We start from the raw sequence: 15,140 nt of genomic DNA on the forward strand, positions 1-15,140 counted from the left end.
CGGCGTTGCCCCAGGACGGGGCGAACTTAGCCGTTCATCCTTAGAAGTGACGTGCTGGCGTCGGCGTTTGGCACAGGACGTGCCAGACCTTAGCCGATGTTCCTTTGTCAGGACGTGAGTCAGAACGGCGTTGCCACAGGACGTGGCGGACTTAGCCGTTCTTCCTTTCATCAGGGCGCCTGCGCGTTTCCTGTTACAGCTTAAACGAGCTTTTCAGTTCAACAATGGAGTTAAATACCAGATGGTTAACGGTTGTTTGCTTTGGATCGACATTGAAATATCCATGCCTAAAGAATTGGAATTTATCTTGAGGTACGACATCCTTCATATTTGGCTCAACGAAACCGCTAAGGATTTCTAATGAATTAGGATTTACACGCTCAAGGAATGATTTTTCCTCTTCCTCTTCTCCAGCCTCTTCGTCAAAAATTAGCGGCTGATATAGCCGGAATTCAGCAGGAACTGCATTTGAAGCCTCAACCCAATGGATGGTTCCTTTTACTTTTCGTCCTGTAAAGCCTGTGCCGCTTTTCGTTTCTGGATCATAAGTACAATGAAGTTCAATTACATTCCCGTCATCATCCTTAATAACCTCTTCACACTTAATAAAATAAGCATGCTTTAAACGGACTTCATTTCCAGGGAAAAGACGGAAGTACTTTTTCGGAGGGTTCTCCATAAAGTCATCCTGCTCAATATAAATTTCCCTTGAGAATGGGATTTGTCTAATACCCATTTCTTCGTTTTCTGGATTGATTTCTGCATCAAGCATTTCTACTTGTCCTTCTGGATAGTTGGTGATGACAACCTTTAGCGGACGGAGTACACCCATTGTCCGCGGAACCGTTAATTTTAGATCTTCCCGGACAAAGTGTTCAAGCATTTGCGAGTCTACTGCCCCGTAAGCTTTTGAAACTCCAATTTCATGGCAGAAGGCCCGGATTGCGTCTGCTGTATAGCCGCGTCTCCTTAAGCCGGAAATCGTCGGCATGCGAGGGTCATCCCAGCCATCAACAAAGCCTTCATCAACTAATTGTTTAAGTTTACGCTTGCTCATTACAGTGTTTGTAACATTTAAGCGGCCAAATTCGTATTGCTGTGGCTTGCTTTCCATTTCACAATTTTCCACAATCCAATTATAAAGAGGGCGCTGATCTTCAAATTCGAGCGTACACAAAGAATGGGTTACACCTTCAATTGCATCTTCTAGAGGGTGAGCAAAAGCATACATCGGATAAATGCACCATTTGTCTCCAGTATTATGATGCTCTGCGTGCAAAATTCGGTAAATGACAGGGTCTCGAAGATTGATATTTGGTGAAGACATATCAATTTTTGCTCTTAGGACCTTGGAGCCATTCTCAAATTCACCGTTGCGCATCCGGTCAAATAAATCGAGATTTTCTTCAACGGACCGGTTGCGGTATGGGCTGTCTTTCCCAGGTTCAGTTAAGGTACCGCGATATTCCCTGATTTGATCTCCGGAAAGGTCGTCAACGTATGCAAGGCCTTTGTTAATCAGAAGGACAGCGCGTTTATACATCTCATCAAAATAGTCTGAGGCAAAGAAGAGTCCGTCCCACTCATAGCCCAGCCATTTTACATCTTCTTTAATGGAATTAACGTATTCCACGTCTTCCTTCAGCGGATTCGTATCGTCAAAGCGCAGGTTTGTTTTGCCATTGAATTCATCTGCCACCCCAAAGTTCAGGATAATTGATTTTGCGTGGCCAATATGTAAATATCCATTCGGTTCAGGAGGGAAGCGGGTAACGATATGGTCGTGTTTACCGGTCTCGAGATCTTCTTTAATGATATTGCGTATAAAATTTGGGGAATTATGTTCCAACTAAATTCGACCTCTTTCGTTTGTATTAATTCTTTTATATATAACATAAATACTTATATATTTCCATGTTTCAATGGCCTTTAGCATATAAGTCCCAACGAATGAAAAAGAACACCCTTACCGCGGGCAACGCTTAATAAGAGTGTTCTTGTAAAATACAGTCCGTTTGTTATCGTGAACTCCTGGCTTATTTTTTTGCCAGCTTCATATCGATAGTGTGCTGACTTGAATTTGTGTGATAGAGTCATTATTCAACTTCGATAATATTGTCCTTTTTTACTTTGCGAAGCATATAAAGCCGATAGGCATGGCTGACGATTACCTTTAAGACTGCATAGGCGGGAACGGCTACAATCATACCAATCAGGCCAGCCATATTGCCTGCGACTAATAGAAGCAGGATGATGGTAAGCGGGTGCAGGTCAAGCTTCCTGCCCATGATGAGAGGAGAGGTTACATTCCCATCGATTTGCTGGACGATAACCGCAACGATGATGACCTTTAGTGCCATAAAGGGAGAAGTCATAAAAGCAATGGCAAGTGCCGGCATGATTGCGATAAATGGGCCGACAAACGGAATTACATTTGTAAGCATTGCTATGAAAGCAAGAATAAGTGAATAATCAAGTCCGATGATCAAATATCCGAAATACATCATAACGCCAACGATAAACGATACAATTGCCTGTCCCTGGATATAGGAGCTTAAAGCACCATCCATGTCCCTCACAATTTTCTTCGCTTCTTCCGCCTGAAAATAGGGCAGAAATTTAAGCACTCCATCGGAGGCACCTTCGCCATCTTTGAGCAGATAAAAAACTATAAACGGCACAGTTACAATTACGGTTAGAATAGTGGTTAGCATTCCCAACGCATTTGAAACTCTTGTGCCGATATCAGAAACATTTGACTGGAAATAGTCGCTAATTCTGTTATTGATATTATCAAGGGTAAGGTACTCGTTTTCCTGGAATCTTGAAAACCATTGGCTCTCTTTTAGTTCGTTTGTTTTACCCTGCATCTTCTCAATGAGCTCGGGTGAGTTATCAATCAGGCTTTTTGTTTGCTTCTGCAGCTCAGGCCCCACAAGAAGGATCGCTATAGTACCCAAACCGATCACTAGTAAATAAATGAGCAGAATTGATAAGGTTTTCGGCACTTTTTTATCGTGAAGGAAGTACACGATGGGCCGCAGCAAATAAAACAGCACACCCGAAATCAAGCATGGAAAAAATAAAGTCTCAAAAAAGATTTCTACAGGCTGAAAGATAAAATCTACCTTGGTCGCAAGCAAAATAATAACTAAAACTATGATAATCGCATACCCAATTCGAAAATACTTAGAATTCGGCACTTTCTTCAACTCACTTTCTATAAGATTGGAAAGGACCCGATGAACATCCCTTGATGAATTAGTGTCTAACTCAACAGTATGAGTTTTATCCTTAAAACCGCCTCTTTCTAGCATAAAACTTAGCGAGGGAACAGGAAAAGCATGGAACGCCCATGCTTTTTCCTGTCCTATATTAAGATCAGTAGTGCTTAAGAGTTCCTTTGTTCGTTCTATAAGTTATTTAGTCACCATATATGTCCTTACCCTTAATTAAACCTTGGTAATCACCATGTAGAGATGGTTGGATTATCGTAATGAAAACAAGGATAACAGTTGCATTACTGGCCCGCAGAGATGACAATAATAAACATGTTAAAAGTTTATATAGCTGAATTTTTTAGCAGAAGGGTTTTTCCATATGAGGATACAAAAATATATTAGTTTGACTGGGTACTGTTCCAGAAGAATGACAGATAAACTGATTAAAGAAAAACGGCTCACAATTAATGGGGCAGCAGCCGTTCATAATAGCGAAATATACGAGGGGGATGAAGTGCTTATCGATGGCTGCCCCATTCCTGAAAAAGGAATGCCGGTTTACTTAGCTTTGAATAAGCCGCCAGGGATAACTTGTACAGCCCAGCCTGATGTACTTGGCAATATCATTGATTTTGTGAGCTATCCTGAAAGGGTTTTTCCGGTGGGAAGGCTCGATAAGACTTCCGAGGGGTTAATCCTGCTGACAAACGATGGTGATATTGTTAATAAAATGATGCGTTCCGAACACAATCACTCTAAGGAATATATCGTAACTGTAGACAAGCCTGTGACTGAGAATTTTTTATCAAGAATGGCAGCAGGGGTGGAAATTTTGGGCACGGTTACCAAACCATGTGAAACCTCGTTAATCAGTGAGTACGTTTTTCGTATTGTCCTAACACAGGGTTTGAACAGGCAGATCCGCCGAATGAGCAAGGAGCTTGGATATCGGGTTGTCCGGCTCAGGCGGGTTAGGATTATGAATATAAAGCTTGGTGAGCTTCAATCTGGACAATACCGTCACCTTAAAAGCGATGAGCTTGAGAAATTGAAAGAGCTGTTAGGCTGAAAATCTCATATCACTTAGAAAAAAATGAGTGAATTATAAAAAAATTATAAACTTTACCTTTATTCTTCCGTTATAATGATGAATTAAAAGAAATTGTAGAAATGGTGGATGACATGAATATTACAGAACAGCGTTTAAATGAATTTAGGAAAAAAAATGAAAACATCGGTCGCCTTGTAATCAAGTGCCCTGACCAGCCGGGGATAGTAGCCTCTGTTTCGAATTTTTTATTGGGGTTTCAAGCGAATATCATCGAGCTTAGCCAGTATTCTCTTAATCCGGAGGGAGGCACCTTTTTTACACGAATTGAATTTGAATGTCCTGATTTAAAATCAAAAGCAAGCGAAATGAAACAGGAATTTCGAAATATCGGGGAAGCTTTTTCAATGGAATGGAAATTTTCGGATGTAAGCAATATTAAGCGGACAGCTATTTTCCTCTCAAATGAACCTCATTGTCTGCTGGAGCTTCTTTGGGAATGGCAAAGCGGTGATTTAATAACAGACATTGCATTGGTTATCAGCAATCATGAGGATTCACGTGAGATTGTGGAATCACTGAATATTCCGTTCTATTACATACCTGCAAATAAAGATATCAGGAAAGAAGCAGAAAAAAGGCAGCTTGAGCTGTTGGAGGAATACAAGATCGATTTGGTCATACTGGCCCGTTATATGCAAATCCTTACTCCTGAATTTGTGGCAGCACTGCCAAACAGGATTATCAATATTCACCACTCGTTTCTGCCGGCGTTCATTGGCGCCAAGCCATATGAACGAGCCTTTAATAGGGGAGTAAAGCTGATCGGAGCAACCTCGCACTATGTGACCAATGACCTTGATGAGGGACCAATTATTGAACAGGGGATTGAACGCGTAAACCATCGTGATAATGCCGAGGATTTAAAAAAGATTGGCCGATCAATTGAAAGAAGTGTTCTCGCACGCGCGGTAAAATGGCATCTTGAGGATCGCGTTATAGTACATGAAAATAAGACTGTTATTTTTTAATCTTTTAAAAGGCAAGGGACATTCCTTGCCTTTTATTAAACTGTAAAGCAGGCTAACAGTACTGCTTTTTTATATTGTTCAGGAATATAGAATTCCTGATTTACGATATTTGTCTTTAGTCATAAATATACTCAACGCGGATTTTAGCTCTTATTGTCTGTTCCCCAGGCTGTATAGGCGTCGTCTGGCTTGCAGCAAACTCTGCTGATTTAAGCAGTACCGGCGCTGGGGCTTGTGAGATTTCTTCCACAAGAGTGGGAGTTTTTATTAAATGAACACCCAGAGTCTGTGCTATGGTTGTTGCCTTTCCTAACGCATTTTTTAACGCAAGGGTTAAAGCCCGGTTATAGTATTCCTCTGGATTGGATATTAAAAATTCAATATTGGCCGCGTAATTTGCCCCATTTTTTACAGCAGTATCAAGTATTGTTCCGGTTTGGTTTATATTCTCTACGGTTATTCGAAGCAAATGTGTTACCTTATAGCCTTTAAAGATCTGCTGGCCATCCTTATAGTCGTATTGCGGTTCAATCCGATAATCAGCTGTACGAATGTTTTCCCGGGCAATACCGATTGCGATAAGGGCATTCACAACTCTTGTTATTGCTGCGGCATTTTCGGTTTGGGCTGTCTCTGGATTGTTTCCCTCGGTTATAACTCCCACTGTAACAATTGCACGGTCTGGAGCGGCTGTTACTGAGCCATCACCGGTTACCTTTAGAACATCCCTGCTAATTCTCGCCACCGAATCAAAATTGGTTAACGCTTGCTTTTGATACATGAAGGAACATCGCCTTTCGTCTTTTAGTGCGTACCCCGACCTGCAGATAATTGGATACCATTCCCGCTGCAGGCTTTCTCATACTTTCTACTATATATTCGGCTGTGACGAGAATAATGTTCTGTAATAAGTAAGTTAAGCAGAGAATCTTAAGAATGGATTTTCCTGATTGTGGTACAATGATACACATACATACTCATAAGGAATGGTTTGACATGAGAATAAATAAGTTTATTAGTGAAAGTGGTTTTTGCTCAAGGCGGGAAGCTGACAAATTAATCGAAGCAAAAAGAGTGACTATCAATGGCAGCATCGCCGAGCTTGGGAGCCAAGCGGAAGTCGGAGACGATGTCAGGATTGACGGTAAACCGCTGGGGAAGAAGAAAGAAGCAGTTTATATAGCCTTAAATAAACCAGTTGGGATTACCTCTACTACAGAGCTTCATATCCCTGGAAACATTATAGATTTTGTAAAACATCCCGAACGGATTTTTCCTATTGGAAGATTGGATAAGGATTCACAGGGATTAATTCTCCTTACTAATGACGGGGATATTGTGAATCAAATTCTGAGGGCAGAAAACAATCATGATAAGGAATATATCGTTACTGTCAATAAACCGATCACTCCTGCGTTTTTAAAAGGGATGGCCAGCGGTGTTGAAATTCTTGATACGGTAACGAAGCCATGCGAGGTGTACCGCGTGAATGAAAGGGTGTTCCGCATAATTTTAACCCAAGGACTGAACCGTCAGATCCGTAGAATGTGCCAGGCATTTGGCTACAGGGTAACACGGCTCGAACGCATCAGGATTATGAATATTAAACTTGGCAGCTTAAAAATCGGACAATGGCGCGATCTTACAAATAACGAGCTAAAGGAATTAACGAGTTTGTTACGGTAATAGTTCTTTCTAGGGTAAAAGCATTCGAAATCATTTGATTTGGATGCTTTTTCTCTATAAAAAATAAAAAAGGGCTGATGGGATGGAGAGGGTATGGGGAAATGGAGATTCGTTAATATTTGAAATGTATTCACTGACCCATGTTGCGGCGATTGGTTTCCTATGCATAATGGCAGGGCTGATCTATATATGTAGTGGAACATTAAAAACCCATTTGCTCGGCAAAAGAATGGAATGGATTTACGCTGTTTCTTTGATGATAACGGAGATTTTATACTATGTATGGAATAGTAAAATAGGAAGGTTTAATCTGGCTGATTCCCTTCCGCTAGAGCTTTGCAGCATCAGCCTGATCCTTTCGGTGGTTTTACTTTTGACAGGGAATAGAAGGCTTTATGACATTGTCTTTTTTGCAGGGATTGCTGGGAGCCTGCAAGCAGTGTTAACACCTGTACTTTATATTGATTTCCCGCATTTTCGCTATTTTCACTTCTTTTATACACATATTGGAATTATTTTAACCGCCCTGTACTTTACTTGGATAAAAGGATATCGGCCAACTATCAAGGGGCTGGGCTGGACGATGGCATATCTGAATATTTTGCTTCCAGTTATCTTTATCATAAATAAACTTGTTGATGGAAATTACATGTTTTTAAGACGAAAGCCTTCAAGTGGAAGCTTGCTTGATTGGCTTGGGCCTTATCCTTGGTATATTGTCTCATTGGAGGCAGTAGCAGCAGTTTTTTTCATGGTTTTGTGGCTGTTATTCCGGGAAAGCAGGACGGAAAGAAGCTCAGTACAGCGAGAAAAATGAAGCAGGGCAGGAAGGATCCAAGGTTCGGAAAACAAAAAAACTGTCCCATTTTACTGGCACAGTGGATGTCTTTATTCGATTGCCTTAACCCGCCCTACTTGTCCTGATTCCAGCCTTACTTTAATGCCGTGGGGATGAAATGCAGAGTTTGTCAGAATATCCTTTACGATTCCTGCAGTAAGGGCACCGCTTTTCTGGTCTGCTTTTAATACAATTTGGACTTTGGTACCCGCGGCAAGGTTGTTGCGGTGTCTGCCATCCATATTAAACGCCCATTTTTCTTCTTGTATTGCTCGGCTTCTTCGATTGCTGGCTAGTAAGCTTCTTCGTTTTCTGGGAAATGCCAGATGCGGAATTGTTTCCTGATGCTTGCTGTTTTTTGCTTTCCAGCTTTAACTTAATTGCTTCTTGCAAAGACATTTTTTTCGGCTGTTGTTCATTTTGTTCCTGATTGTTCATAACGGCTCTCCTTTGTAAAACATGCTAATGGGATTATTATAATCCAGAAAGAGGGGAAACTCAATGATGGCCCGGTTTTAAATGGGAATTTCAAGCTGCATTATAACTTCACAAATCCTTCGTATTAAGGCTCTTTTAACATCAAGATTTCCCTCTTCGGATAGGGTGAGCTAACTAAATGATAGTCCAGAAGGCGTTAGATGTGAATCCTCTCTTCCGTGGCTTGCTTGCCGCTAAGCTCCATTAGTTGGAGATAAGCTTAGAATTCTTCCATTTTTTTCAATGCTTCTTGAATATCGAACTGTTCTTTTTGATTAAACGGTATTCTATGCTGAATACGGTCTATCTCTTCTAAAGTGTTCTGCCGCGTTTAGTACCCGGCTTCTCATCAAAAGACTCCAGCACATCTTAGCCGGATTGTGTTACAGAGGTCAGATTTAGATTTTATCTTTACTCCTGCTCCACTTTTTTTAAAGGCTCTACAGCAGGGCCTTCTACAACCTCTCCGGTAAACGAAAAACGTGATCCATGGCAAGGGCAGTCCCATGTGCGTTCGCCATTATTCCATTCAACTTCACAGCCCATATGTGTACATGTCGTATCTACCAAATGAAGTGTTCCTTCTGTATCTCTGTATGCCCCGGCGCGTTTACCATTTATTGAAACCACACACGCTTCATCATCCTTAAGGATATCAGGTGTTATGCCCGTATTTTCCATTTTCCCTTGAATAAAATGCTTGGCAACATCAGCGTTTTCCTTAATAAAGGTTCCAGCACTTTTTACAGTCGATTTGGCATTGAATCGTGTAGGGGTATAAAGGTCATAGAAGCGGTTTTCTTTTTTCATAATCAAGTCTGTGAGTAATAAAGCAGCAGCCGTACTGTTTGTCATACCCCATTTTGCAAACCCGGTCCCAACCAGAATATTTGGGGAGCCGGAGGTAATTTCCCCTACATAAGGGATCTTGTCAAGGGTAATCAAATCCTGGGTTGACCATCTGTATGGAATTTCCTTTATTCCAAATGTTTGGGCAGCATATGACTCCAATGCTTGATAATGCTCCAGCGTATGATGACTCTGGCCTGTCTTGTGGCTTTCTCCGCCAAACAATACTAACGGCTCACTGCCATTTACAGAAGTGCAGCGGAGTGATCGTGTAGGCTGTTCAGCATTAATATACATTCCGCCTGGATAGTCCTTTTCTGTATTAACCGCTATTACATATGATCTATCTGGATGAAGTCTTGTAAAATAAAGTCCTTTTCCATCATAGAAAGGGTAGTGAGAACCAACAATAACCGTATTAGAGGAGATTGCATGTCCATCTCTTGTTAACACTCTAGGATGGTCGCCTTCTTCAATGTCTATGGCGGTTGTATCCTCGAATATTTTCCCTCCAGCCCCGGTAATAACAGGAATAAGTGAGGTCAAGTATTTCAATGGATGGAATTGTCCCTGATTTCTCATCACTATGGCCGTTTTAATTTCAATAGGAAGAGGGAGGTTATCAACTATTTCTCCCGGAATACCGAGTCTGTCGTATGCTTTTTTTTCGTTTTGAATTTTTTCTATATATTTGTCGTCATTCGTATAAACATAGGCATCTTCTGTTGAAAGATCACAGTCTATGTTATGTTCTTCGACAAGATTCCTTATAAAATTCATTGCTTCGCTATTTGCTTCATAATAGAGCTTCGCTTGATTTTCCCCAACTGAATTGATCAATTGGTCATATATTAACCCATGCTGGGCAGTGATTTTTGCTGTTGTATGCCCTGTTGTACCGTTCAAAATTTTCCCTGAATCAATTACTGTGACTTTTACGCCCTGCTTTGAAAGTAAGTAGGCTGATGTAATACCTAATATTCCGGCACCCACAATGGCTACATCGGTTTCAATATTTTCCTGGAGCTTAGGGAAAGAGGGGAGGGGAGCTGAATCCCTCCAATAAGGTTCAGGTATCTGGGGAAGGGACCATTCTCTGTTTTTAAAATCATCCATGTGGTAATCCTCCGTTTTCTAAGAAAATTCAATTGCTAACATTAGTTTGTCCACTATTTACCATACCCATAAACCTAGGTTCTACTCGTAGTGAACGTGAATTGTGTTTAAGTATCTTTATATATAAAAGAACGATTGGAACAGCTATCACTTGTAGAAAAAGACCCCCCATTTTTATGGAAAGTACAGGGTCAGAAGGGTCTAATTTGCCCCGTTTTTAAAAAGAAAGAAGTGGTAAAAGCTTCTATTAAACGTTAATTTCTTATCGAGGATTGGGAAGAGGATTGAACAACGCCTAAAAAAATGGTTGTTTACAAAAATGTTTACATGTATACAAAAAAAGAAGTTTTGTGTACAAAATATGTATACTTGTAAACAAATATGTATACATACCGTTAAATCAACATGTGTACATATTTGTTTGTGTTGTATACAAAAATGAAAACAATCAAAAGGGTAATAATGCAACTTTGGGAGTATTGACCATTTAACGATTCTTTTTTATTCTTAATCTAGTAAAAGGTAAAAACTAATTGAAAATTGAAAGGATGATTATTTTGACCAACTCACGTATCGCCGCAGTAGACGTAGGAAACGATGCGATTAAAGCTCTTTTTGGCAAACTGGATTCTGAACTTTACATACCAAACGTAATTGCTAGAGATATCGAGGACAGACCCGTTATTGGAATTGAAGAACTTGATGAAAAGGATCCTCTTGAAGGTATCCATATCAAAGTACATTCCCCTGCCCTTCAAGAGAACAATGCCATTTACCGTGTCGGTAATCTGGCAACAAAAAGCGATAACCCTTCAGAGCTTGATCCGGGAAGCAGCAAATCAGAGGAAGACCAAACCCTTATTATGCTATTTGCAGCATTGGCATTAGATGCTGTGAACGAAGAGAACCCAGCAGGCTTCCGTAAAGTAAATAATGTTATAGAAGCAAATTATACACTTGGAACAGGACTGCCCCTTCGCGAAGTAAAAGAAGGTAAAGATGTTGGTTACCGTTCTAAATTGCTAGGAAACGTCCACCAAGTAGAATTTTTAATCACTCCGAAATACCAGGGATTAAAAGTTAATATTAAATTTGAAGAAGTGAAGGTTTATCCGGAAGGTTTTGCTGCCTATATCAACCTTGTTATGGATAACGATTTAAATATCATTAACCGTGACCTAATCGATAAGCGCATCCTTATCCAGGATATCGGCGGTCTCTCTACTGATATAGCAGTAATTAAAAATCGGAAGGTAGATGACGATAAGGCACAGGGCTTTAACCTCGGTGTTGCTGAATCTTTAGAAGCAATCCGTGAAGAAATCAGAAAGAAGCATGGCGTAGAGCTTGATAGCCGACGTGATGTAGTAGAGATCATTACAAAGAAGAATGATAGAAATCATATCATGGTCAGAGGAAGCCGTACGAGCGTCCACGACATCACGGATCGGATTTTGCTTGAACTTGCTAAGAAGCAATACCGTCATTTGCGCAATGTATGGCAGAAAAACTCACAGACGGAAATCTGCTATTTTGTAGGCGGCGGTGCAATTGTTTTAAAGGATTATTTAAAAACATTGAACAATAATCTGGATGGCTATAATATTGACTTCTTTGAAGACGAAAAAGAAAGCATTTGGATGATGGCTAATGCATACTACAAACTGATTTCTGATTTTACTAGAAGGACGTCAAGTGAAACAATGAAAGCTGCCGATAAGGGAGCCAAGAAAGAAGAGCAAAAGGCTGGCGCAGCGAAATAGGTGGAATAAATGACAAACAAGAATTCCTCAGGGATCAAAAGGGGACAGGCCATTACATTCCGTGTCCCCTCTGATGCTCCTGATCATATTGTCAGGCAATTGCAGAAGTTGAAAGAAACCGAGAAGAGGAATTTTTCAAGCAAAATTGCAGAATATGTTATAGAGGGTGTAAGTAATTCTTATACCAGGGAGCGGGAAATGATCTCAGTTCCGCTTCCGCAGAAGCTGAGTAAATCGCAGCGGGATTGGCTTAAGCACTCTCACTCGGAAGCTATGCTCGGAAGCATTCTTTTTCACCTGCTTTCTGATCCGCTGAGAGCCACTGCCCTGCTGGCTTCCTTAAACAGCAACGCACTTGAAATAGATGATGCATTGTATCTTCAGGAGACACCTGAAAAGGCCATTCCGGTGCAGAGTAAGCCTGCTATTGAAAAAGAAGAAGCTGAAGAGCAGCCTTTGTTCAGCGAAGAAAGCGTTGATGATCTTGCTGATTTTGACTGGGAGCAGGCCCGAAGTTCTTATGAAGAGCTTGAGGAGCAAACTGAGCCGGAAGAAAGCCTTGATGATCTTTTAGGGGACTTCCTTGCGCAAATGAATAAATAGATTACAAAAGCGGTGGCACCCTGACAAAAGGATTATTGACTAGGTTCTGAGATGTCCTATTCCAAACGTCCGCGCAAGTCCATCTTTTCATAAGGACCGGCTAAAAGCGTCACTTATCTGCACAAAAAAACGCATGATTCCTATCATGCGTTTTTTTGTATAGAAGGGCTGATGAGCGATTGGACTATGGCTAGGCGTCAAATGAAATAGGCAAAACAACGGAAAAACATGCATTATCCTTACCATATGTGTGAAAATTAATAGGACAAAGATATTCTAAAAGGATAATGATGCGCACGGACAGGAATAATTATGCAATAATAAAGCTTTCTAACCAAAGTTTAAGCAGATCCTTAGGAAAGAAGGAATTATAGATGGATTTTATAAAGTTGGGAATTGGTCAGGAAGTGAACAACCTGCTCCGTGAAAATGGAATAACAGAGCCAACACCGATTCAAAAGGAAGCTATTCCCGTCTTGCTGGAAGGAGAGGATATCATTGGACAGGCAAAAACAGGAACGGGGAAGACTCTTGCTTTTTTGCTGCCAATCTTGGAGAAGGTAGATCCTGAACCGGAACATATACAAGCTCTGATTGTTACACCAACCCGTGAACTTGCTCTGCAAATTACAAATGAAATGAAGAAGCTGACTTCCGCTAAAGAAGGTCTCCAAGTCCTCGCTGTTTACGGGGGGCAGGACGTTGAGCAGCAGTTAAAGAAGCTGAAGCGGAACATTTCCGTTGTAGTAGCGACACCCGGCAGGTTACTCGACCATATGAGGCGGGGAACGATAGATCTGTCTAATTTATCTATGCTTGTACTGGATGAAGCCGATCAAATGCTTCATATTGGATTTTTGCCTGAAGTAGAGGAGATTATCCGAGCAGCCTCTCCGGACAGGCAAACCATGTTATTTTCTGCAACGATGCCTGAACAAGTGAAGACTCTCGCACGAAAATACTTAAAAAAACCAAAAACAGTAGCGGTCAAAAGCAGCCAGGTTACTGTAGAAGAGATAAGTCAGCTGATTGTGGAAACAACAGATAGAGGAAAGCAGGCAGCATTGCTTAATAAAATCAACGAAGAACGTCCCTTTCTTGGTATTATCTTTTGCAGAACAAAGCGTCGAGTAAGCAAGCTGAATGAGTCATTGGTGAGCCTTGGTTATGTATCAGATGAACTGCATGGTGATTTATCGCAGGCAAAACGTGAAAGGGTAATGAAACGATTTAGGGACGCGGAGCTTCACTTACTGGTTGCTACCGACGTGGCCGCACGGGGATTAGATGTAGAGGGCGTGACCCATGTATTCAACTATGATATCCCGGAGGATGCGGAAAGCTATATCCACCGCATTGGCCGTACAGGCAGGGCTGGGGGTGCCGGAAAAGCTATCACTTTTATCGCTCCAAAGGATTCAGGAGAAATGAAAGATATTGAAAAAGCAATTGGTCTATCAATTGAACGGGAGAAAACGGCGGAGGCAGAAAGGTATGAAAGTACGCCAAGCCACTCTCGGACAAACCAGACAAAGCCTCGGAACCGGCAAGCTGCCAGCAGCTCTGGAAGAAGAAGCCGCAATGAAACAGGCAGACAGGAGCGTTCAGGCAGGCAAAGAAGTGAAAGAAACGATTTTAGGACTGGCAGGCAAAGAAGTGAAGGAACCGACTCGAGGACCGACAGGAACAGAAGTGAAAGAAACGATTCTAAGACTGGCAGGCCGAGAAGTGAAAGAAACGATTTTAGGACCGGCAGGCCGAGAAGTGAAAGAAACGATTTTAGGACTGGCAGGCCGAGAAGTGAAAGAAACGACTCCAAGCCCGGAAGACCGAATAGTCAAAGAGACGATTCCAGGCCTGGCAGACCTGGACACGGCAATAAGAAGGATAGCGCACGAAATTCAAAGCCGCAGGGCAAAAGAAGGTGACTTGCACCCGAATAGCAGACAAATAAAGCTTTAAACCTAAGGAACCCGCTGGAACATTCAGCGGGTTCTTTTCTGCTGAAAAGACAAAAAGCTATAACTTTCTTAAAAGCCTAATCCAACTAAGACTCAAGTCTTACTGGAAAATATAGCTAACGAGCAATTATGTATTCCCTTAAATCCAGGTAAGCTAGAAACATGAAAAGGAGGAACGAGAAAATGAAAAAATTCGGATTGTTTTTAGTAGGTGGTATTGCAGCCATTACACTTTTGGCAAATGTGGGGCCGATGATCGGATTAGCGATCAGCCTTGTCATTCTTTACTTCGTTTTTAAAGAATTCCTAAAGGCAAGCAAAACCCCCAGTAAAATTGCCTGGGCAATTATCGGTCTAATCGCTTTAACTGCTTCACTGGCAAATGTGCCATCCATCATCGGGTTAGTTGCCGCATATGTGCTGTATTTTGTTTATAAAAAATGGAATGAAACGAAAGAAACCAACAAAACAGTGGAAAGCGACCCATTCATCAATTTTGAAAAGCAATGGGCTGAATTAAAAAATACTAAAATTTAAAGGAGAGTTT

At 41.3% G+C, this 15,140-nt stretch carries 14 protein-coding genes; 8 read left to right on the forward strand and 6 right to left on the reverse strand.

The features are described 5' to 3' along the window. Window positions 1–193 precede the first annotated feature (193 nt). Complete coding sequence (locus D0469_RS10260; protein WP_117326654.1) at window positions 194–1,849, reverse strand: glutamine--tRNA ligase/YqeY domain fusion protein; 1,656 nt, start codon at window positions 1,847–1,849, stop codon at window positions 194–196. Window positions 1,850–2,096: 247 nt separating this feature from the next. Continuing rightward, entirely contained in the window at window positions 2,097–3,203 is a 1,107-nt protein-coding gene (locus D0469_RS10265; protein WP_117326683.1) for an AI-2E family transporter, read from the reverse strand. 397 nt (window positions 3,204–3,600) lie between these two features. Between D0469_RS10265 and D0469_RS10270 the strand changes: the two genes are divergently transcribed. After that, a complete protein-coding gene (locus tag D0469_RS10270; protein ID WP_117326655.1) occupies window positions 3,601–4,290 on the forward strand; it encodes a pseudouridine synthase in 690 nt (229 codons plus the stop codon). A 113-nt stretch (window positions 4,291–4,403) separates the two neighbouring features. Continuing rightward, complete coding sequence (gene purU / locus D0469_RS10275; RefSeq protein ID WP_117326656.1) at window positions 4,404–5,300, forward strand: formyltetrahydrofolate deformylase; 897 nt, start codon at window positions 4,404–4,406, stop codon at window positions 5,298–5,300. A gap of 115 nt (window positions 5,301–5,415) precedes the next feature. Here purU and D0469_RS10280 read toward each other — a convergent pair whose 3' ends face one another. Then, a complete protein-coding gene (locus tag D0469_RS10280; protein WP_117326657.1) occupies window positions 5,416–6,081 on the reverse strand; it encodes an SIMPL domain-containing protein in 666 nt (221 codons plus the stop codon). Window positions 6,082–6,296: 215 nt separating this feature from the next. Here D0469_RS10280 and rluF point away from each other — a divergent pair, with 215 nt between their 5' ends. After that, window positions 6,297–6,986 carry a 23S rRNA pseudouridine(2604) synthase RluF gene (gene rluF, locus D0469_RS10285; RefSeq protein ID WP_117326658.1) on the forward strand — a complete coding sequence of 230 codons (690 nt, stop codon included), beginning with the start codon at window positions 6,297–6,299 and terminating at the stop codon, window positions 6,984–6,986. Between the two features lie 82 nt (window positions 6,987–7,068). Next, the gene (locus tag D0469_RS10290; RefSeq protein WP_199478473.1) at window positions 7,069–7,803 is read left to right on the forward strand and encodes a YwaF family protein; all 735 of its coding nucleotides are present in this window, start codon (window positions 7,069–7,071) and stop codon (window positions 7,801–7,803) included. A gap of 71 nt (window positions 7,804–7,874) precedes the next feature. On the opposite strand, the gene D0469_RS10295 is transcribed toward D0469_RS10290, so the two are convergent. From D0469_RS10295 to D0469_RS10305, 3 genes are all read right to left on the reverse strand, one after another. Continuing rightward, window positions 7,875–8,066, reverse strand: coding sequence for a YwbE family protein (locus D0469_RS10295; RefSeq protein WP_117326659.1), 192 nt, complete (start codon window positions 8,064–8,066; stop codon window positions 7,875–7,877). Between the two features lies 1 nt (window position 8,067). Beyond that, window positions 8,068–8,262 carry a hypothetical protein gene (locus D0469_RS10300; RefSeq protein ID WP_117326660.1) on the reverse strand — a complete coding sequence of 65 codons (195 nt, stop codon included), beginning with the start codon at window positions 8,260–8,262 and terminating at the stop codon, window positions 8,068–8,070. 450 nt (window positions 8,263–8,712) lie between these two features. Beyond that, the gene (locus tag D0469_RS10305; RefSeq protein ID WP_117326661.1) at window positions 8,713–10,266 is read right to left on the reverse strand and encodes an FAD-dependent oxidoreductase; all 1,554 of its coding nucleotides are present in this window, start codon (window positions 10,264–10,266) and stop codon (window positions 8,713–8,715) included. A 557-nt stretch (window positions 10,267–10,823) separates the two neighbouring features. Between D0469_RS10305 and D0469_RS10310 the strand changes: the two genes are divergently transcribed. The 4 genes from D0469_RS10310 (at window position 10,824) to D0469_RS10325 (ending at window position 15,130) form a co-directional block, all read left to right on the forward strand. Then, window positions 10,824–12,029 carry a ParM/StbA family protein gene (locus tag D0469_RS10310; protein ID WP_117326685.1) on the forward strand — a complete coding sequence of 402 codons (1,206 nt, stop codon included), beginning with the start codon at window positions 10,824–10,826 and terminating at the stop codon, window positions 12,027–12,029. A 9-nt stretch (window positions 12,030–12,038) separates the two neighbouring features. Then, window positions 12,039–12,632 (forward strand): hypothetical protein, encoded by a 594-nt coding sequence (locus tag D0469_RS10315; protein WP_117326662.1) that lies wholly within the window; start codon window positions 12,039–12,041, stop codon window positions 12,630–12,632. A 374-nt stretch (window positions 12,633–13,006) separates the two neighbouring features. Next, window positions 13,007–14,560: a DEAD/DEAH box helicase gene (locus D0469_RS10320; RefSeq protein ID WP_117326663.1), complete on the forward strand. Its 1,554-nt coding sequence runs from the start codon at window positions 13,007–13,009 to the stop codon at window positions 14,558–14,560. A gap of 216 nt (window positions 14,561–14,776) precedes the next feature. Then, window positions 14,777–15,130 (forward strand): lmo0954 family membrane protein, encoded by a 354-nt coding sequence (locus D0469_RS10325; RefSeq protein ID WP_117326664.1) that lies wholly within the window; start codon window positions 14,777–14,779, stop codon window positions 15,128–15,130. The last annotated feature ends 10 nt before the right edge of the window (window positions 15,131–15,140 follow it).

Origin of the sequence: Peribacillus saganii, from assembly GCF_003429095.1 — a bacterium.
In the GTDB taxonomy this organism is placed as follows: domain Bacteria; phylum Bacillota; class Bacilli; order Bacillales; family DSM-1321; genus Peribacillus; species Peribacillus saganii.